The sequence below is a fragment of the Streptomyces sp. NPDC090088 genome (assembly GCF_044747345.1).
GTDB lineage: Bacteria > Actinomycetota > Actinomycetes > Streptomycetales > Streptomycetaceae > Streptomyces.
This window is the reverse complement of the sequence record NZ_JBIVDZ010000007.1, coordinates 96,295-116,998: the sequence shown is the minus strand read 5'-3', so window position 1 is coordinate 116,998 and position 20,704 is coordinate 96,295. Positions and strand designations below refer to the sequence as shown.

The window sequence follows — 20,704 nt, the reverse complement described above, 5'->3', positions numbered from 1 at the left end:
GGCCGGAGGTTCCCTCTCCGAGACGTCAGAATGATCACATGATCGGGTCCGGCTCACCGGGCCCGGGGGGGGCGTGCCGTCTGCTCAGGCGGGCAGGGCCGCGCGCAACCGCCGGTCGCGGGGCGCCGGTTTGCGGTCGAGCCGGGCGTCAAGGAGGCGCCGGGCGGCGTCGCAGCGGCCGGCCGCGACGAGCGCGTACAGCAAGGTCTCCTCGACGACCTCGCGTTGGGCCGCGCTGCCGCCGACCCGGCGCAGGACGGGCAGCAGGGCGTCGAGCCCCCTGGCCGCCTCCTGGAAGCGCTCCTCGACGAGCGCGGCGAACGCCTCGCACAGCGGCGCGATGACCTCCCGCTGCACCGGGTCGGCGCCGGCCGCGTGGTCGCGCAGCCGGCGCAGCGCCGGGAGGTCCGCGGCCGCGGTGAGGGCGACGGCCGCGTGCAGGGCGGTGAAGGCCGTGCCGGGCCGCTCCAGGACCTCCCGGGCCACCGAGTCCAGCACGTCCGCCGTGGGCAGGTCGCCGTCCCAGCTGTCGCTGAGCCGCGCCCGCCACAGCAGCGAACCGGAGTCCACCAGCGCCCGCATCCCGCGCACCCGGCCCGGCGCGAGCTGCGCGAACCAGCGCTTGCGGACCGCGGCCGGGTCGTCCAGGGCGAGTTCGTGCAGGGCGATGTGCCAGGAGAAGTGCGCCCGGTGCACCGCGCTGCGCCCGCGCCCGGACACCCATCCGTCCAGCCAGTCCCGGCCCGCCCGGTGCGCCCCGGACTCGTAGTGCACGTGGGCCAGGGCGTGCACCGCGTGCCCGGAGGCCGGCTCGGCGGCCAGCGCCCGGTGGGCCAGCTCCCCCGCCTCGTGCAGCCGGCCCTGCTCCTGGCGCAGGAAGGCCAGCAGCGAGGTGTGGAACCAGTGCCCGTCGTAGGCGGGCGAGGTCAGTTCGAGCAGCCGCAGGGCGTCGTCGTCCTGAAGATCGCTCACCCCGGAGAACGCGATGGTGGGCACGGCGGCCGCGAGCGCCAGCGCGTCTCCCGGGTGCTCCCGCAGATGCCGTACGAGCGCCTCGTCCCCGTCGTCTCCGGTCACCCGGCGGGTCACCACGTCCACGAAGGACCGCTCGCGGGCGTCGGCGCGTTCGCGGGCGCTGCGCTGGGCGTCGGCGAGGGCACGGGGCACGTCGACGGGGGCGGCGCACTCGTGGCCCAGCAGGGCGAGGGCCGCGTGGCCGAGGGCGAAACCGGGGTCGAGGGCGACCGCGCGGGCGAGGGCGTCCTCGGCACCGGAGCGGACCTTGAGGACCCGGTCGAGGCCGCCGCGGTACGCGGCGGCGGCCTCGGCGTGGGTGGAGAGGGGCAGCCCGTGGCCGTCGACGGGCCGCCGGGAGGCCCGCCGGGGCCCCGGCAGCGGCAGCAGCCGCTGGGCCAGCTCGGTGGCCTGGACGCGGATCTCGGGGACGGCGGTGGTCTCCCACAGCTCGCCCCGGCGCGGGGCGCCGAGCGTGAACAGGGGCAGCGCGGCCCGGCCCCGGGCGTCCAGGAGCCGTCCGTCGCGGGTGGCCGCGCCCATGCCGAGCGGTCCGGGGACGGCCGTACCGGAGCCGAACAGGTCCTGCCAGAGCGGGCTGTCGAGACGGCGGCCCGGTCCGGTGCAGTCGACCACCCAGCCGGTGTGCAGCACCTGACCGCCGGACAGCTCGACGGCGAGGGAGCCGTCCGCGCCCTCGGTGACCCGGGCGACCGTGCCGGTGTGGACGTGCAGCCGGCGGGCGGTGCGGGCGCGGGAGACGTGCTCGGCGGTGGCCGGCGCCATCCGGTGGCGGTGGGTGTTCCACAGGGCGCCCTCGCGGGCCAGGAACTCCTCGCGCTCCTCGGGGGTGAGGCTGCGCCACAGCCGGGCGGTGTGCGGGCGGAGGCTGTCCAGCGCGGGGCGCCAGTCGCCGTGGGTGCGCACGGAACGGCTCACGTGGCGCCAGACCGCGCGGCGCAGCCGGCCCAGTGAGGTGTCCTCCAGGCCGTCCGGGGCGGGCATGGCGCCGGCCGGGCCGAGGGCGTGCGGCTGGGGCAGCAGGCCGCTGCGGGAGAGGGCGTGCACGGTGCGGCCGGGACGGTCGAGGGCGAGGGCGAGATCGACGGCGGTGAGACCGGTGCCGACCAGCAGGACGTCGTCGGGGCTGTCCCGTACGGGGTCCAGGGCGCCCGGCACCCAGGGGGAGCCGATGAACCGGGGTGAGGCACGCAGGGCGGGCGGGGCCCAGGCCGCGGTGGCCCCGGCGGGGCCGGTGGCCAGGACGGTGCTGTCCGCCACCAGGGGTCCCCCGTCGGCGAGGTGGAGTTCCACCCGGCCGTCGGGGGTGCCGGTACAGCTCTCCGCGAGGGTGCGCAGCCGGCGTACGGCGACCGTGCCGTGGGCGCGGACGAGGGCCTGGCCGAGGGTGTCGGCGAGGTAGGCGCCGTAGCGGTAGCGGGTGGCGAAGTCGGCGCCGGTGACGGTGGGTTCGCCGTGCCGGCAGAGCCAGCGGACGAAGTGCCCGGGGTCGTCCGGGTAGGCGCTCATGTTGCCCGCGGGGACGTTGAGGCGGTGCCGCGGGTCGCGGGTGGCGTAGGCGGTGCCCCGGCCGGCCTCCGGCGCCGGGTCGATCAGGACGAGGTCGAGCGGAGTCCGGCGGCGGTGCGCCGTCTCGCAGAGCTGGACGGCGGTCAGTGTGCCCGCCGCGCCTGCTCCCACGATGGCCACGCTGTGCCGCTTGCGGACGTCGGTCACGGAATACCTCCGGCGGGGTCGGCGAACTGCTTCTCTACTATTCCGACCGGTCAGGTGGGGAAGCCATCCCGGGAGGGGGATCTCACCGGAAAATCAGGCCGCCGCTCGGCCGTTCATACTCTGTTCACGAACACCCGCGCGGACAACCCGGGTTCCGGCCGACTCGCCCCGGACCGGCGCTCGCGGGCCCGCTGGGCCTCCTCATCGGAATCTCAGGGATCACCCCCGTGATTCAAAGGAGCCACCCATACAACAGGCGCAGGATGCCCAGACACAGGTGGACAAGTCAGGAAGGCGTGTCGTGGGCGTCCAGCACATATCGAACCGGTCCGGGCGGCAGTCGCAGAAGTGGTCCCGGCGCGGGATCCTCGCCGCCCTCGGCGCGGTGCCCGCGGGCGCGGCGCTGGCCGGATGCAGCTCCTCAGCGGACGCCTCCGCCTCGACGGACGACAAGGGCGCCACGGCCTCCGTGAAGTCCGCGACCAAGAAGGCGACGATCACGGTCACTCCCGTGTCCGGCACCAAGAAGGCCGACTTCGCCAGCCCGGTCGAGGTGACCGTGGCCGACGGCACGCTTGCCTCGGTGACCGTCGCGGGCAACGACGGGTCGTCGCTGTCGGGCACCTTCAACGACGCGAAGACGAAGTGGACGTCGGCGAAGAACCCGTACTCGGGCACGAAGTACACGGTGACGGCGAAGGCGCAGGGCGCGACCGACGAGACGGTGGCCACCTTCACCACGAAGTCCCCCGGCGAGACGTTCATCGGCTACTTCACGCCCGAGGCGGACTCCACGTCCGGCGTCGGCATGCCGGTGTCGCTCAACTTCACGCACGCGGTGACGGACCGGGCCGCGGTCCAGAAGGCGATCACCGTGACGGCCGAGCCGGCGGTGGAGATCGTCGGGCACTGGTTCAGCGACACCCGGCTCGACTTCCGCCCGGAGACGTACTGGGCGAAGGGCACCAAGATCACGCTGAGCCTGGCGCTGAAGGACGTCGAGGGCTCGGACGGCGTCTACGGGGTGCAGTCGAAGGAGGTGACCTTCCACATCGGCCGGGAGCAGATCTCCACCGTCGACCTGTCCACGAAGCAGATGGTCGTCAAGCGGGACGGCGCCACCTACGCCTCCTATCCGGTCTCCGGCGGCAACGCCCAGCACACCACCTGGTCCGGGATCATGGTGATCAGCGAGCGGTTCAAGCAGACCCGGATGGAGTCCTCCACGGTCGGCCTCGGCGACGAGTACGACATCTCCGACGTCCCGCACGCCCAGCGCCTGACCACCTCCGGCACCTTCGTGCACGGCAACTACTGGGCGTCCACCTCGGTCTTCGGCAGCCAGAACACCAGCCACGGCTGTGTCGGCCTGCACGACGCCAAGGGCGCGAACGACTCCTCGGTCGCGGGCTACAAGTTCTACGAGAGTTCGATGCTCGGCGACGTGGTGATCGTCAAGAACTCCGGCGAGAAGACCGTCGAGGCCTCCAACGGCCTGAACGGCTGGAACCTGTCCTGGTCGGACTGGAAGGCCGGCAGCGCGGTCTGACCCGGGCCCGCCTTCACCGCCTGAACTCCGTTGGGAAACAAGGAGATTCTTCGTTTTAACTCTTGACGACCGGAGGCACGGAGAGCACATTGGGCCCACTTTGAGAGCGCTCTCAACTCGATCCGGCGCTCCCAGGGACACCCCGCACACCCCCACTCCGTACCCGAGAGGCACCCCATGAGTGAAACCTCCGGTATACCCCCCGCGGATCCCAGACGGCGGCGCTCGTTCCGCCATGCCCTGGTCGCCGTGTTCGCCACCATGGGCCTGGCGGCCGTCGCCGCCACGGCCGCGACCCTCCCCGCCAGCGCCTCGGCGCCCAGCGTGCCGTCCGGCTGGAGCCAGGTCTTCCTCGACGACTTCAACGGCACCGCCGGCACCGGCGTCAACACCTCCGACTGGCAGTACGACACCGGGACCTCGTACCCCGGAGGCGCCGCCAACTGGGGCACCGGCGAGGTCGAGACGATGACCTCGTCCACCACCAACGTCGCCCTGGACGGCAGCGGCAACCTGAAGATCACGCCGATCCGGGACTCGTCCGGCAACTGGACCTCGGGCCGGATCGAGACCACCCGCACCGACTTCCAGCCCCCGGCCGGCGGCAAGCTGCGCGTCGAGGCGCGGATCCAGATGCCGAACGTCACCGGCACCGCCGCGTACGGCTACTGGCCCGCGTTCTGGATGCTGGGCGCACCCTACCGGGGCAACTACCAGAACTGGCCGAGCGTCGGCGAGCTGGACATCATGGAGAACGTGCAGGGCCTGAACACGGTCTGGGCGACCATGCACTGCGGCACCAACCCGGGCGGCCCCTGCAACGAGACCACGGGCCTGGGCAGTTCGACCGCCTGTCCCAACACCACCTGCCAGTCCGGCTTCCACACCTACACGATGGAGTGGGACCGCTCGGTGAGCCCCGAGGCGATCCGCTTCTACGTCGACGGCGTCAACTACCAGACGGTGACCTCCAGCCAGGTCGACGCCACCACCTGGGCGAACGCCACCAACCACGGCTTCTTCGTCATCCTGAACGTGGCCATGGGCGGCGGCTTCCCGGACGCGTTCGGCGGCGGCCCGACCAGCGCCACCGAGTCCGGCCACCCCATGGTCGTGGACTACGTCCAGGTGCTGTCGGCCAGTGGGAGCGGTACCACGACCCCGCCGACCGGCAGCCGGGACGCCTACAGCGCGATCCAGGCCGAGTCGTACGACAGCCAGTCCGGCGTCACGGCCGAGACCACCACGGACACCGGCGGCGGCCAGGACATCGGCTACATCGCCAACGGCGACTGGGCCCTCTACAAGGGCGTGAACTTCGGATCCACGGCGGCCACCCAGTTCTACGCGCGGGTGGCGAGCGGCGCGGCCTCCGGGGTGAGCGGCCTGGTGCAGGTCCGGCTCGACAGCCCCTCCAACTCCCCGATCGGCAGTTTCTCCGTGGCCAGTACCGGCGGCTGGCAGACCTGGACGACGGTCCCGGCCAACATCAGCTCGGTGACCGGCACGCACGACGTCTACCTGACCTTCTCCAGCGGACAGTCGGCGGACTTCGTGAACGTGAACTGGTTCGACTTCGGCCACTGACACCGGCCGGGAAGGCGCCCCGCGAGCAGGGTCCGCGGGGCGCCTTCCGCCGCCGATTCCACCCCTCCGGAGGGCCTGAACGCGTGACGCCACCCATAGGAGCCAGATCACATCCTATGCGGGACCGTAGCCACGAAACGCCCTAAACAGGAGCTAAAGCTCATATAACCTCATATTTCGGTCATTCTCTCCTAAGTTGGGTAGTACGTCACATCATTGCGCGCCGCGCCGCCCGCCGCTAACCATTGCTGTCGTCGCCGGGAGACGGGCGATGGACCGAACGGATCACCCGCCAGGTCCGCCCACTCTCGACCGCGGCCCACAAGCCCGCAGCACGCGGAAGCCGGCCGCAGCCGACACCGACGATGCCCCCCAACCGGAGGATTGCTTTTCCATGACCACGAACACCCGCACCCGCTTCGCCCGCCTGCGCACCCTCGGCCTCACCGGTCTCGCCACCACCGGCGCCGCGGCCGCCGCCCTCACCCTGATGCCGGCGAACGCACAGGCCGCCGAAATGACGCAGGCGCACGTGTCCAGCGCGGTCACCGCCTCCGGCGACAGCAGCCGCTCCACGTCCCAGCAGACCGGCACCGCCAACAACCTCGACGGCTGGATCAAGCAGTCCCTGCAGATCATGAAGTCGAAGGGCATCCCGGGCAGCTACGACGGCCTCAAGCGCAACATCATGCGCGAGTCCGGCGGCAACCCGTCCGCCCAGAACAACTGGGACGTCAACGCCAAGCAGGGCACCCCCTCCAAGGGCCTGCTGCAGGTCATCGACCCCACCTTCAACGCCTACCACGTGGCCGGCACCGCCCACAGCGTGACCGACCCGGTCGCCAACATCACCGCAGCCGCCAACTACGCCGCCCACCGGTACGGCTCGATCGACAACGTCAACTCCGCGTACTGACCCGGATCCGGACGACCGCCGGCACACCGCCGCCCCACGGGGGCGAAGCCGGAGCCGGCACACACCGGGCGGGCCGCGGGCCCCGTGGCCGACCCTGACGAACAGGGTCCGCCGGGCGGGGCCGGACAGCGGGGCGGTCAGACGGACATCAGTCCGGACCGCCCACGCGGCAACTCTCCCCCGCCACACCCGCAGCACCACCCGCACCACCCGTGCCCCACCACCCCGCCGGGCCTCCGAGCGTCGGGGCCTCCGAGCCCCCGACGACCAGCCCCGGCAGCCGGCCACCGGACATCGCGGCGGCGCACACGCATCCACCGGCCCCCGGCGAGAGCCGGAGCGCAGCCGGGGCACCCCCTCGAAGCCGCAGCCGACCGCCCCCGGCGCACCCCTGTATCCCCGCGGCCCTCGCGCCAGCCCCCCGGAACGCCACCGGCGTCTGTCCGGCGCGCAGCTCGAATCCACAGCCGACCGACCCGGCATCCCCCGCGGCCCTCGCGTCACCGCAGCTCCGCCCGGAACGCCACCGGCACCCGTCCGACGCGCAGCCCGATGCCGCAGCCGACCGACCCGGCACACCACCACCGCACCCCACGCGGCCCACGCGGCCCACACCGCCCCCGCACCCCACCCGGCCCCCGCGCTAGCGCAGCTCCGCCCGGAAGGCGACCGGTGTCTGTCCGGTGTGCAGGTGGAAGAACTTCGAGAAGTTCGCGGCGTCGGGGAAGCCGATCGCCGCGCCCACCCGGCCGATCGGGAGGTCGGTGTGGGCCAGGAGGCGTTTGGCCTCCAGGACGACCCGTTTGTCGATGAAGCCCTTGGGGGTCTCCCCCGTCGCCGCGCGGACCGCGCGGACCAGGGTGCGGCGGGAGTAGCCGAGGGCATCGGCGTAGGCGCTGACGCTGTGGTTGGCGGCGAAGTCCTTCTCCACCGCGTCCCTGAAGAGGGTGAACGTGGTGTCGGCCTGGCGGCGGGCCGCCTCCGCCGAGCTGGCCGCGAGATGCGCGAGCCGCAGCAGGAACGCCGTGAGGGAGTGCCGCAGCACCGAGGTGTGCAGGCTCAGGGGAAGGGTCTCGGTGTCCTCGTACTCGCGTCGCAGGTTGGCGAGGGACGCCTGGAGCGCGGCGAGCTGGGGCGGGTCGGGCCGGAGCAGGGGCGGCAGGTCGTAGCGGTAGAGCCCGGTCGCCTCGACGATGGCCCGCGGCAGGAAACCGGGCTGCATGGTCAGGACGCTTCCGCGGTACTCGCAGGTCCGCGAGAAGCGGTGGACCTGCCCGGGGCGGATCCAGAGCAGGTCACCGGCGCGCGCCTCGTACTCGGCGAAGTCGACCATGTGGCGGACCGGGCCCTCGGTGAAGAGCATGACGACGTGGAAGTCGATGCGGTGCACGCGCTCCAGGGGGGCGTCCGCGTGCCACAGGCGCTCGGTGCCCATCGGGCCGACCTGTATGCCGACCCCGCCGACGCTCAGATCCACCGGGAAGGGGAAGGTTCTGATTCCGTCACCGTCGCCTGCCCGGTCGGGCGTTCTGTCCGCCATGTCCTTCTCGTGCCGTCCCTGTCGAAGATCCGTGTCCCACTTTCACCACAGGCTGACACACTCCAACCTTCCTTCTCAAAAGTCAGACTTTTAGTTTTGAACGCGTCAGGCCAGCCAGAACGCTTCGAACGAGGACTTCTTGAAGATGAGCACGGAGACAACAGACGGCTTCGAGTGGACCGACCTCGACCGGCGCGCCGTGGACACCGCACGCCTCCTCGCGGCCGACGCCGTACAGCAGGTCGGCAACGGGCACCCGGGCACCGCGATGAGCCTGGCCCCGGCCGCGTACACGATCTTCCAGAAGATGATGCGCCACGACCCGGCCGACCCGGAGTGGACCGGCCGCGATCGTTTCGTCCTCTCCCCCGGGCACACCTCGCTGACCCTCTACACCCAGCTGTTCCTCGCCGGGTACGAGGTCGAGCTGGACGACCTCAAGGCCTTCCGGACGCACGGCTCGAAGACGCCGGGCCACCCGGAGTACGGCCACACCGCCGGTGTCGAGACCACCACCGGCCCGCTCGGCCAGGGTGTCGCCAACGCCGTCGGCATGGCGATGGCCGCCCGCTACGAGCGCGGCCTCTTCGACCCCGAGGCCCCCGAGGGCACCTCCCCCTTCGACCACACGATCTGGGCGATCGTCTCCGACGGCGACCTGGAGGAGGGCGTCTCCGCCGAGGCCTCCTCGATGGCCGGCCACCAGAGGCTCGGCAACCTGGTCTTCGTCTACGACGACAACCACATCTCCATCGAGGGCGACACCGCGACCGCCTTCTCCGAGGACGTGCTGAAGCGGTACGAGGCCTACGGCTGGCACACCCAGCGCATCGAGCCCACCGCCGAGGGTGATGTCGATGTTCAGGCCTTGTACACAGCTTTGAAGGCCGCCCAGGCCGAGACCGGGCGCCCCTCCATCATCGCCATGCGCACGATCATCGCCTGGCCCGCGCCGAACGCGCGGAACACCGAGGCCTCGCACGGCTCCGCGCTCGGCGCGGACGAGATCGCCGCCACCAAGCGCCTCCTCGGCTTCGACCCGGAGCAGTCCTTCGAGGTGGCCGACGAGGTGCTGGCCCACTCCCGGCGCGCCCTGGACCGGGGCGCCGAGGAGCACGCGGCCTGGGACAAGCGGATCGCCGAGTGGCGCACCGCGCGGCCGGAGCACGCCCGCCTCTTCGACCGGGTCGTCGCCGGTCAGCTCCCCGAGGGCTGGGAGGACGCGCTGCCCGTCTTCGAGGAGGGCACCTCCGTCGCCACCCGGGCCGCCTCCGGCAAGGTGCTGCAGGCGCTCGGCCCGGTGCTGCCCGAGCTGTGGGGCGGCTCCGCCGACCTCGCGGGCTCCAACAACACCACCATCGACAAGACGTCCTCCTTCCTGCCGAAGGGCAACCCGCTGCCCGAGGCGAACCCGTACGGCCGTACCGTCCACTTCGGCATCCGCGAGTTCTCGATGGCCGCCGAGATGAACGGCATCGCCCTGCACGGCAACACCCGGATCTACGGCGGCACCTTCCTGGTGTTCTCCGACTACATGCGCAACGCCGTCCGTATGTCGGCGCTGATGCAGCTGCCCGTGACCTACGTCTGGACGCACGACTCCATCGGGCTCGGCGAGGACGGCCCCACCCACCAGCCGGTCGAGCACCTGGCCGCGCTGCGCGCCATCCCGGGCCTGAACGTCGTCCGCCCGGCCGACGCCAACGAGACCGCGGCCGCCTGGGCCGAGATCCTGAAGAGGCACGCCACGCACCCCGCCCCGCACGGGCTCGCGCTGACCCGCCAGGGCGTGCCGACGTACGCGCCGAACCCGGACGCGGCCAAGGGCGGCTATGTGCTGCGCGAGTCGTCGACCGAGACCCCGGAGGTGGTCCTGATCGCCACCGGTTCCGAGGTGCACCTCGCTGTCGCGGCGCGTGACCTCCTGGAGGCCGAGGGGACCGGCACCCGGGTGGTGTCGATGCCGTCCGTGGAGTGGTTCGAGGAGCAGTCCCGCGAGTACCGCGAGAGCGTTCTGCCGCCGGCCGTGCGGGCGCGGGTCGCCGTGGAGGCCGGGATCGGCCTGACCTGGTACCGCTTCGTGGGCGACGCCGGACGGATCGTCTCCCTGGAGCACTTCGGTGCCTCCGCCGACGCCAGGACCCTGTTCGCCGAGTTCGGCTTCACCGCCGAGAACGTGGCCGACAAGGCCCGCGAGTCCCTCGCCGCCGCCCGTACCGCCTGATCCACCAGCCAGAATCAGTTCAATAGAGGAAGATGATCACTGTGACCGAAGCAACCGCCTCCGCGGGAGCACTGCAGCGCCTCTCCGACGAGGGCGTCTCGATCTGGCTGGACGACCTGTCGCGCAAGCGGATCAGCACCGGCAACCTCGCCGAGCTGGTCGCCTCGAAGAACGTCGTCGGCGTCACCACCAACCCGTCGATCTTCCAGGCCGCGATCGGCTCCGGTGAGGGGTACGAGGAGCAGCTCGCCGACCTCGCCGTGCGGGGTGTCACGGTCGAGGAGGCCGTGCGGATGATGACGACCGCCGATGTGCGGGCCGCGGCCGATGTTCTGCATTCTGTATACGATGTGTCACATGGCGCGGATGGCCGCGTCTCCATCGAGGTCGATCCCCGCCTCGCCCACCGCACCGCCGCCACCGTCGCCGAGGCCAAGCAGCTCGCCTGGCTGGTCGACCGCCCCAACGTGATGATCAAGATCCCGGCGACCAAGGCCGGTCTCCCCGCGATCACCGCGGTCATCGCCGAGGGCATCAGCGTCAACGTCACGCTGATCTTCTCCCTGGAGCGCTACCGCGAGGTCATGGCCGCCTACCTGGCCGGCCTGGAGCAGGCCGCGGCCAAGGGCATCGACCTCTCCACGATCCACTCCGTGGCCTCCTTCTTCGTCTCCCGCGTCGACGCCGAGATCGACAAGCGGCTGACCGTCCTCGGCACCGACGAGGCGCTCGCGCTCAAGGGCCGGGCAGCGCTGGCGAACGCCCGGCTGGCCTACGAGGCGTACGAGGAAGTCTTCTCGTCCGACCGCTGGACCGCGCTCGCCGGCGCCAAGGCCAACAAGCAGCGCCCCCTGTGGGCCTCCACCGGCGTCAAGGACCCGGCGTACAAGGACACCCTCTACGTGGACGAGCTGGTCGCGCCCGGCACCGTCAACACGATGCCGGAGGGGACGCTGAACGCGACCGCCGACCACGGTGACATCCACGGCGACACGGTCACCGGCGGCTACGCCCAGGCCCGCGCGGACCTGGCGGCCGTCGAGAAGCTCGGTATCTCCTACGACGAGGTCGTGGGCAAGCTGGAGGACGAAGGCGTCGCCAAGTTCGAGGTGGCCTGGCAGGAGCTGCTGGACGCCGTCGCGAAGTCCCTGGACAGCAAGGGAGTTGAGGCGTGATGAGCGAGACCGCCAAGGAGGTGCGGGTGCCGGTGGTGCCCGCCGCCGACTGGGACAACCCGTTGCGCGACGCGCGCGACCGGCGACTGCCGAGGGTGGCGGGCCCGTCGGGCCTGGTCATCTTCGGGGTGACCGGTGACCTGTCCCGCAAGAAGCTGATGCCGGCGATCTACGACCTGGCCAACCGCGGCCTGCTGCCGCCAGGCTTCTCGCTCGTCGGCTTCGCCCGCCGGGACTGGGCGGACCAGGACTTCGCACAGGTCGTCCATGACGCGGTGCGCGAGCACTCCCGGACCCCGTTCCAGGAGGAGGTCTGGCAGCAGCTCGCCGAGGGCATGCGGTTCATCCCGGGCGACTTCGACGACGACACGGCGTTCAAGCAGCTCAAGTCGGCCGTGGACGAGCTGGACTCGTCCCGGGGCACCGGCGGCAACTTCGCGTTCTACCTCTCCGTGCCGCCGAAGTTCTTCCCGAAGGTCGTCCAGCAGCTGAAGAAGGTCGGCCTGGCGACCCCGCCCGAGGGCTCCTGGCGGCGGGCGGTCATCGAGAAGCCGTTCGGCCACGACCTGGCCTCCGCGCAGGACCTCAACGCGGTCGTGCACGACGTGTTCGACCCGGACCAGGTGTTCCGCATCGACCACTACCTGGGCAAGGAGACCGTCCAGAACATCCTGGCGCTGCGCTTCGCCAACCAGATGTACGAGCCGATCTGGAACCGGTCGTACGTCGACCACGTGCAGATCACCATGGCCGAGGACATCGGCATCGGCGGCCGTGCGGGGTACTACGACGGCATCGGCTCGGCCCGTGACGTCATCCAGAACCACCTGCTCCAGCTGATGGCGCTCACCGCGATGGAGGAGCCGATCGCGTTCGACGCGGACGCGCTGCTCACCGAGAAGCTCAAGGTGCTGAAGTCGGTGCGGCTGCCGGAGGAGCTGGGCCGGCACACCGTGCGCGGCCAGTACGCCGAGGGCTGGCAGGGCGGCGAGAAGGTGATCGGCTACCTGCGGGAGGACGGTATCGACCCCAAGTCGAAGACCGACACCTACGCGGCCGTCAAGCTGGGCATCGACAACCGCCGCTGGGCGGGCGTCCCCTTCTACCTGCGCACCGGCAAGCGGCTGGGCCGCCGGGTCACCGAGATCGCGGTGGTCTTCAAGCGGGCGCCGCACTCCCCGTTCGACTCGACGGCCACCGAGGAACTCGGCGCGAACGCGATCGTCATCCGCGTCCAGCCCGACGAGGGCATGACGGTCCGGTTCGGCTCCAAGGTGCCGGGTACGTCGATGGAGATCCGGGACGTGACGATGGACTTCGCCTACGGCGAGTCGTTCACGGAGTCCAGCCCGGAGGCGTACGAGCGGCTCATCCTGGATGTGCTGCTCGGCGACGCCAATTTGTTCCCCCGTCACCAGGAAGTGGAAGAGTCCTGGAAGATCCTCGACCCGATCGAGACGTACTGGGCGAAGCATGGCAGGCCCGCCCAGTACGAGTCGGGAAGCTGGGGACCCAAGGAAGCCGACGAGATGCTCGCACGAGACGGACGGAGCTGGCGCAGGCCATGAAGATCGACCTGACCGACACCACGGCAAGCAAGATCAACAAGGCGCTGGTGCAGGGTCGCCGCGCCATCGGAACCCCTGCGGTGGGCATGGTCCTGACGATGGTGATCGTCACGGACGAGGAGAACGCCTACGACTCGATCAAGGCGGCCGAGGAGGCCTCGCACGAGCACCCCTCGCGCACCCTGGTCGTCATCAAGCGGCACGCCCGCACCCTGCGCGACCGCACCACCTCCCGCCTGGACGCGGAGGTCCGGGTCGGTTCCGAGGCCGGCACCGGCGAGACGGTCGTGCTGCGGACGTACGGCGAGGTCTCCGACCACGCCGACTCGGTGGTGCTGCCGCTGCTGCTGCCGGACGCCCCGGTGGTCGTGTGGTGGCCGGTGGAGGCCCCCGAGACTCCCTCCAAGGACCCGCTGGGCGCGCTCGCCCAGCGCCGGATCACCGACCTGTACGCGGTCGAGCGGCCGATGCAGGTCCTGGAGTCCCGTGCCCGCAACTACGCGCCCGGCGACACCGACCTGGCCTGGACCCGGCTGACCCTGTGGCGGTCCATGCTGGCCGCCGCCCTCGACCAGGCCCGGGCCACCGTGACCTCGGCGGCCGTCGAGGCCGAGGCGGACAACCCCAGCGCCGAACTCCTCGCCCGCTGGCTGGAGGCCCGCCTCAAGGTCACGGTGGACCGCGTGGTCTCCCCCGGCCCGGTGGTCACGGCCGTACGGCTCGGGACCGCGAGCGGCGAGATCGTCATCGACCGCCCCGAGGGCCCGCTGGCCACCCTGACCCTGCCGGGTCAGCCGCCGCGCACCCTCGCCCTCAAGGTCCGGGCCACCTCCGAACTGATCGCCGAGGAGCTGCGCCGCCTCGACGCCGACGAGATGTACGCCATCGCCCTGCGCGGCGAGGGCACCAAGGAGACCGTCTCCCATGCCTGACACCCCCGAGCTCACCCGGCGGCCCGAGTGGACCGCCCTGGAGGACCACCGGGCCGCGGGCCGGCCGGTCCTGCGTGAGCTGTTCGCGGCCGACCCGGCGCGCGCCGAGCGGTACGTCGTCCGCGTCGGTGACCTGTACCTCGACTACAGCAAGCACCTGATCACGGACGAGACGCTCGCCCTGCTCCAGGAACTGGCCGCCGCCACCGACGTGTTCGGGCTGCGGGACGCCATGTTCCGCGGCGAGAAGATCAACATCACGGAGCGGCGCGCGGTGCTGCACACGGCGCTGCGCGCCCCGCGCGACGCGGTGGTCGAGGTCGACGGCGAGAACGTGGTGCCGCAGGTGCACGCGGTGCTGGACAAGATGGGCGCCTTCGCCGACCGGGTCCGCTCGGGCGAGTGGACCGGTCACACCGGCAGGCGCATCAGGAACGTCGTCAACATCGGCATCGGCGGCTCCGACCTCGGTCCGGCGATGGCCTACGAGGCCCTGCGTGCCTTCACCGCACGGGAGTTGACCTTCCGTTTCGTGTCCAACGTGGACGGCGCCGACCTGCACGAGGCGACCCGCGACCTGGACCCGGCGGAGACCCTGTTCATCGTCGCCTCGAAGACGTTCACCACCATCGAGACGATCACCAACGCGACCTCCGCGCGCACCTGGCTGCTCGACGGACTGGGCGGCGACGAGAAGGCGGTGGCGAAGCACTTCGTCGCCCTGTCCACGAACGCCGGCAAGGTGACGGAGTTCGGTATCGACCCGGACAACATGTTCGAGTTCTGGGACTGGGTCGGCGGCCGGTACAGCTACGACTCGGCCATCGGCCTCTCCCTGATGATCGCCATCGGCCCGGACCGCTTCCGCGAGATGCTGGACGGCTTCCACCTGGTCGACGAGCACTTCCGCACCGCCCCCGCCGAGGCCAACGCGCCGCTGCTGCTGGGCCTGCTGGGCGTCTGGTACGGCAACTTCTTCGACGCCCAGTCGCACGCGGTGCTGCCGTACAGCCACTACCTCTCCAAGTTCACCGCCTACCTCCAGCAGCTGGACATGGAGTCCAACGGCAAGTCGGTGGACCGGGAGGGCCGGCCGGTGGAGTGGCAGACGGGTCCCGTGGTGTGGGGCACGCCCGGCACCAACGGCCAGCACGCCTACTACCAGTTGATCCACCAGGGCACGAAGCTGATCCCGGCGGACTTCATCGGCTTCGCCGAGCCGGTCGCCGAACTGAGCGGTGAACTCAGGGCCCAGCACGACCTGCTGATGGCGAACTTCTTCGCCCAGACCCAGGCGCTGGCCTTCGGCAAGACCGCCGAGGAGGTCCGCGCGGAGGGCGTCGCCGAGGAGCAGGTGGCCCACCGCACCTTCCAGGGCAACCACCCCACCACCACGATCCTGGCCCGCGAGCTGACCCCCTCGGTCCTCGGCCAGCTGGTCGCCCTCTACGAGCACAAGGTCTTCGTGCAGGGCGCGATCTGGAACATCGACTCCTTCGACCAGTGGGGCGTGGAGCTGGGCAAGGTGCTCGCCAAGCGCATCGAGCCCGCGCTCACCGAGGGCGCGGAGGTTCCCGGCCTCGACCCGTCCACCACCGCTCTCGTCTCGACGTACCGCACGCTCAAGGAAGTGAACTGACATGCAGCTCGGACTCATCGGCCTCGGCAAGATGGGCGGCAACATGCGCGAGCGGATCCGCCGCGCAGGGCACACCGTCATCGGCTACGACCGCAACCCCGACGTCTCCGACGTCAAGTCCCTGGAAGAACTGGTCGAGAAGCTCGACGCCCCGCGCGTGGTGTGGGTGATGGTCCCGGCCGGCCACGCCACCCAGTCCGTCGTCGACGAGCTCAAGGACCTGCTGTCCGAGGGCGACACGGTGGTGGACGGCGGCAACTCCCGCTGGACGGACGACGAGAAGCATGCCGCCGAGCTCGCCATCAAGGGCATCGGCTTCGTCGACGCCGGTGTCTCCGGCGGTGTGTGGGGCCTGCAGAACGGCTACGCCCTGATGGTCGGCGGCGACAAGCAGCACGTCGAGCGGCTCCAGCCGATCTTCGAGGCGCTCAAGCCGGAGGGCCCGTACGGCTATGTCCACGCCGGCAAGGTCGGCGCCGGGCACTTCTCCAAGATGGTCCACAACGGCATCGAGTACGCCATGATGCAGGCGTACGCCGAGGGCTGGGAGCTCCTGGAGAAGGTCAAGTCGGTGGACAACGTCCGCGAGGTCTACCGCTCGTGGCAGGAGGGCACGGTCATCCGTTCCTGGCTGCTCGACCTGGCGGTCAACGCGCTGGACGACGACGAGCACCTGGACAAGCTGAAGGGCTTCGCGCAGGACTCCGGCGAGGGCCGCTGGACCGTCGAGGCGGCCATCGACAACGCGGTGCCGCTCCCGGCGATCACCGCCTCCCTGTTCGCCCGGTTCGCGTCCCGGCAGGACGACTCGCCGCAGATGAAGATGATCGCGGCGCTGCGCAACCAGTTCGGCGGCCACGCCGTCGAGTCGAAGGAGTAGTGCGCCGTGGGGGACCTTCTCCTGGTCCGCCACGGTGAGACGGAGTGGAGCGTGTCGGGCCAGCACACCAGCTGGACCGACCTGCCCCTCACCCAGCACGGCGAGGAACAGGCCAAGTCACTCGCTCCGCTCCTCACCGGCCGGACCTATGCGCTGGTTCTGGCCAGCCCGCTGAGCCGTGCGATACGCACGGCCGAACTGGCCGGACTCACCGGGGCCGAACCCGACCCCGACCTGCGTGAATGGGACTACGGCGGCTACGAGGGCATCACCACGGCGGAGATCCACCGCTCCCGTCCCGACTGGTACCTGTGGACCGACGGCGTGCCCCCGGGCCCGGCGGGCCACCCCGGCGAGTCGCCGGAGCAGATCGGCGCACGGGCCGACCGGGTGCTCCGCAAGGTCGAGACGGCCCTCAACACCGGCACGGGTGACGTGGTCCTGGTGGCCCACGCCCACTTCCTGCGAGTGCTGACCGCCCGCCGCCTGGGGCTGCCGCCCGCCGAGGGCCGGCTGTTCCAGCTGGCGACCGGGACCGTCAGCCGGCTCTCCACGGAGCACGGCTGGCCCGTGATCACCGAGTGGAACAAGACACCCTGAGTGGCTCTGCGACGGCCCGCCAGTGGCAACTGGCGGGCCGTTTCCACGCGTTGGACGCAGGTGGGCGAGGCAGCCTGCTCGGGGAAAGTTTCTACGGCCCCTTTCCTAACCCCTTGTCGAAAGTCCCGATAAGCCCATAGCCTTGCGCCGCGCCGGTGTCGTCGTACGCCCCGGCCGGTCGTGACGGGATGGGAGGGGCAGCCGCGTGAAGCGCACATCGCGCGACATCCGCACCGCGAACCGCTACGAGGTGCTGCGGCAGATCATCGCCCAGTCCCCCACCTCCCGGCAGACGCTGGCGGCCGCCACCGGGCTGAGCGTCGCCACCGTCGCCACGCTCGTCGGGGAGCTGCTCGACCTCCGGATGATCACGGAGGTCGGCTTCGAGGACTCGGCGGGCGGCCGTCCCCGGGGGCTCGTGGCCGTCAACTCCTCGGGCGGCGCGCTGATCGGCGTCGACATGGCGGAGACGTACATCCGGGTGGAGCTGTTCGACCTGGGGCTGAACGTGCTGGCCCGCGCGGTGGAGGACATGCGCCCCGGCGAGAGCAGGCCCGAGCAGGCGGTGGGGCATGTCGCCACGGCCGTCGGCTCGGTGGTCGCGCAGGCGGGCGTGGAGGGCGCGCGGGTGCTCGGCGTCGGGGTCAGCGTGCCGGGGCAGGTGGACCGGGACACCGGGATCGCCGAGTACGCGCCCAACTGGGACTGGCACGACGTGCCGCTGCTCGACCTGCTCTCCGAGCACATCGCCTACCCCCTCTACCTGGACAATCCGTTGCGGGCCAGCGCGGTGGCCGAGCTGTGGTTCGGGGCCGCGCGCGGACGCGAGGACGCCGTGGTGGTGAACCTCGGCACGGGCGTCGGGGCCGGGCTGGTGCTCGGTGGCGGCCTCTACCGGGGCGTCAGCAACAGCGCGGGCGAGTGGGGCCATACGACGCTCGTGCTGGACGGCCGGCTGTGCCACTGCGGCAACCACGGCTGTGTGGAGACGTACGTCGGCGCGCCCGGCATCATGCTCAATGTGCGCGAACTCAGCCCGCGCAGCACCCTGTTGCACCCCGAGGACCAGACGGCCACCGTCGACGCGCTGGCCCGCGGGGTCGCGGCCGGTGACCCGGTGGCGGTCAAGGTCGTCCGCGACACGGCCCGTTACCTGGGCGCGGGCATCGCGGACCTGGTGAACCTCTACAACCCCGAAGTGGTCGTCCTCAGCAGCTGGGTCGCCAAGAAGCTGGGCGCCCCGCTGCTCGACGAGGTGCGCGAGGCCGTCCGCCGGCACGCGCTGCGGCGGCCGTTCGCCGCCACCGAGATCGTCCTCTCCCCCGTGCCCACCGACCCGGTGTGCCTGGGCGCGGCCACCTTCGCGCTGGAGGGCGCCCTGCAGTCCGTGGGCCAGCGGACCGCCAGACGCACCACCCTCGCAAGGAGCCGTACCGCACCGCCTTCATGACGACGGAAGGGATGCCGTTTTGACCCGCACCAGGAGATCCGTCCTCGCCACCGCCGCGGCCGCACTGGCCGTGACCGGGGCCCTGATCAGCTCCCCGCCCGCGAACGCCGCCGGGACCGCCGACACCGCCACCGCGCCCGCCGAGGTCTCTCCGCACGCCGCCCAGACCATCGACGACATCGGCGCCTCGGGTGCCTGGTGGGTCAACGACCTGCGGCACTTCGCCCCCGCGGTCCAGGCCCGGGTGGCGAGGCTGCTGTTCTCGAAGCAGGGCCTGGACCTCAGCTCGTACCGCTACAACATCGGCGGCGGCGGAGCCGCGGTCACCACCCCGGCCCGGGCCGCCGAGGACTTCCTGAACGCCGACGGCTCCTACGACTGGAGCAAGGACAAGGGCGGCCGGACCTTCCTGAAGTACGCCGCCCGGTACGGCGTCCAGGACCTGATCGGCTTCGTCAACAGCGCGCCCGCGCAGTGGACCACCAACGGGCAGAGCTGCGGCGGCCAGTTGAAGACGGAGAACGAGGGCGACTACGCGAAGTACGTCGCCGACGTCACCGACCACTTCGCCCGGCAGGGCGTGAAGCTGGACTACATCAGCCCCTTCAACGAGCCCGACAACGACTTCGGTTCGTGCGGCCAGGAGGGCATGAAGGTCACCGTCGACCAGCGCGACGACATCGTGCGGGCGCTCGGCGCCGAGCAGCGGGCCCGGCACCAGAAGACGTCGATCATCGCGGACGAGTCGAGCCAGACCACCCAGTTCGTCTCCGAACTCCCGCAGTGGATCTCGCAGCCCGACACCGCGCAGTACGTGTCCGCGCTCGCCCACCACACGTACAACAACCCGAGCGACGGCCAGCTGGGCAACGTCTACGAGACGTCGAGGTCGGTCGGCAAGAAGTCCTGGGCCTCGGAGATCTGCTGCTTCGGCAAGGGCTCGACGGGCTGGAACCAGGAGTACGACCCGACCATCGACAACGCCCTGCTGCTGTCGAGGATCATCTACAAGGACTTCGCCAGCGCCCACGACTCCGCCTTCCAGTGGTGGGTGGCGCTGGCCAGCGGGTACGGCAGCGACCCGACCGCGAGGAACGACGAGGGCTGGAACGACGGCCTGATCTACTACGACCCCGACTACGCGACGAACGGCAACCAGACGCTCTACTTCACCAAGCGATACTACGCGCTCGGCCAGTACAGCAAGTTCGTCACCCCGGGCTCGGTCGCGCACAACGTGACCGGGGCGCCGGCCGGGGTCGAGGTGTCGGCCTACGACCGGAAGGGCCAATGGGTGGTCGTGGTCAACAACCACAACACCACGGACACCCCGCTCAGCCTGCACTTCAACAGCGGGACGCCGGTGCGGGCCGCCCAGGCCGTGCGGACGTCGGCCACCGAGGACTGGGCCGGGGTGACCAAGCCGTCGGTGAGTGCGGGGACGGTCTCCGCGACGCTCGCCGCCCGCTCGATCACGACGTACGTCCTCGACGGGAAGGGACACGACAGTTCGGCCGTGACCGGGGCCCTGGTGGGCAAGCAGTCCGGCAAGTGCCTGACCGCCGACGCCTCCGGGGCCGCCCTCGCCACCTGCACGGGCGCCGGGGACCAGTCCTGGTCGTACGACGCGAAGGGCACCCTGAAGGGCGCGAACGGCTATCTGACGGCCTCCGGTTCGGCTCTGACCGCCACCGCCGAACCCACCGGTGACGCGAGCCAGCGCTGGCTGCTGAACGCCAACGGCCAGATCCTCAGCGAGGCGTCCGGCAAGTGTCTGGACGTGAGCGGGCAGGCCACCGCCGACGGGAGCAAGGTGATCCTCTACAGCTGCAACAGCGGCACCAACGAGGCCTGGACCAGGCAGTAACGAACCCCGCATCCCACGATCCGAGG

Annotated in this window: 14 protein-coding genes; 12 read left to right on the top strand and 2 right to left on the bottom strand. The window is 71.1% G+C overall.

The genetic code is table 11. The features are described from left to right. Positions 1-84: 84 nt before the first annotated feature. A complete protein-coding gene (locus ACIPSJ_RS31510; protein WP_401351071.1) occupies positions 85-2,751 on the bottom strand; it encodes an FAD/NAD(P)-binding protein in 2,667 nt (888 codons plus the stop codon). 301 nt (positions 2,752-3,052) lie between these two features. Here ACIPSJ_RS31510 and ACIPSJ_RS31505 point away from each other — a divergent pair, with 301 nt between their 5' ends. From ACIPSJ_RS31505 to ACIPSJ_RS31495, 3 genes are all read left to right on the top strand, one after another. After that, positions 3,053-4,300 carry an Ig-like domain-containing protein gene (locus ACIPSJ_RS31505; protein ID WP_401351069.1) on the top strand — a complete coding sequence of 416 codons (1,248 nt, stop codon included), beginning with the start codon at positions 3,053-3,055 and terminating at the stop codon, positions 4,298-4,300. A 177-nt stretch (positions 4,301-4,477) separates the two neighbouring features. Further along, positions 4,478-5,887, top strand: a complete 1,410-nt coding sequence (locus ACIPSJ_RS31500; protein ID WP_401351067.1) for a glycoside hydrolase family 16 protein — start codon at positions 4,478-4,480, stop codon at positions 5,885-5,887. A gap of 394 nt (positions 5,888-6,281) precedes the next feature. Next, positions 6,282-6,803 (top strand): transglycosylase SLT domain-containing protein, encoded by a 522-nt coding sequence (locus ACIPSJ_RS31495; RefSeq protein WP_359213926.1) that lies wholly within the window; start codon positions 6,282-6,284, stop codon positions 6,801-6,803. A 643-nt stretch (positions 6,804-7,446) separates the two neighbouring features. Here the strand turns inward: ACIPSJ_RS31495 and ACIPSJ_RS31490 are convergent. Continuing rightward, positions 7,447-8,343 (bottom strand): helix-turn-helix domain-containing protein, encoded by an 897-nt coding sequence (locus ACIPSJ_RS31490; protein ID WP_401351065.1) that lies wholly within the window; start codon positions 8,341-8,343, stop codon positions 7,447-7,449. 145 nt (positions 8,344-8,488) lie between these two features. On the opposite strand from ACIPSJ_RS31490, the gene tkt reads away from it, so the two are divergent. The 9 genes from tkt to ACIPSJ_RS31445 all read left to right on the top strand — a co-directional run bounded on the left by tkt (position 8,489) and on the right by ACIPSJ_RS31445 (position 20,678). After that, complete coding sequence (gene tkt, locus ACIPSJ_RS31485) at positions 8,489-10,567, top strand: transketolase (RefSeq protein WP_401351064.1); 2,079 nt, start codon at positions 8,489-8,491, stop codon at positions 10,565-10,567. 32 nt (positions 10,568-10,599) lie between these two features. After that, positions 10,600-11,742, top strand: a complete 1,143-nt coding sequence (tal, locus tag ACIPSJ_RS31480; RefSeq protein WP_401351063.1) for a transaldolase — start codon at positions 10,600-10,602, stop codon at positions 11,740-11,742. After that, positions 11,742-13,310, top strand: coding sequence for a glucose-6-phosphate dehydrogenase (gene zwf, locus ACIPSJ_RS31475; RefSeq protein ID WP_359213938.1), 1,569 nt, complete (start codon positions 11,742-11,744; stop codon positions 13,308-13,310). The genes tal and zwf overlap by 1 nt, the downstream gene beginning before the upstream one ends. Continuing rightward, positions 13,307-14,242 carry a glucose-6-phosphate dehydrogenase assembly protein OpcA gene (gene opcA / locus ACIPSJ_RS31470; protein WP_355713924.1) on the top strand — a complete coding sequence of 312 codons (936 nt, stop codon included), beginning with the start codon at positions 13,307-13,309 and terminating at the stop codon, positions 14,240-14,242. The genes zwf and opcA overlap by 4 nt, the downstream gene beginning before the upstream one ends. After that, positions 14,235-15,881 carry a glucose-6-phosphate isomerase gene (pgi, locus tag ACIPSJ_RS31465; protein ID WP_401351062.1) on the top strand — a complete coding sequence of 549 codons (1,647 nt, stop codon included), beginning with the start codon at positions 14,235-14,237 and terminating at the stop codon, positions 15,879-15,881. The genes opcA and pgi overlap by 8 nt, the downstream gene beginning before the upstream one ends. A 1-nt stretch (position 15,882) precedes the next feature. Further along, positions 15,883-16,761, top strand: a complete 879-nt coding sequence (gene gnd / locus ACIPSJ_RS31460; RefSeq protein ID WP_359213945.1) for a phosphogluconate dehydrogenase (NAD(+)-dependent, decarboxylating) — start codon at positions 15,883-15,885, stop codon at positions 16,759-16,761. Between the two features lie 6 nt (positions 16,762-16,767). Further along, positions 16,768-17,361, top strand: coding sequence for a histidine phosphatase family protein (locus ACIPSJ_RS31455; RefSeq protein ID WP_359213948.1), 594 nt, complete (start codon positions 16,768-16,770; stop codon positions 17,359-17,361). 205 nt (positions 17,362-17,566) lie between these two features. Next, positions 17,567-18,811 (top strand): ROK family protein, encoded by a 1,245-nt coding sequence (locus ACIPSJ_RS31450; RefSeq protein ID WP_401351061.1) that lies wholly within the window; start codon positions 17,567-17,569, stop codon positions 18,809-18,811. 19 nt (positions 18,812-18,830) lie between these two features. Next, on the top strand, positions 18,831-20,678 hold the full coding sequence (locus ACIPSJ_RS31445; RefSeq protein WP_401351060.1) for a glycoside hydrolase: 1,848 nt from the start codon (positions 18,831-18,833) through the stop codon (positions 20,676-20,678). Positions 20,679-20,704 lie beyond the last annotated feature (26 nt).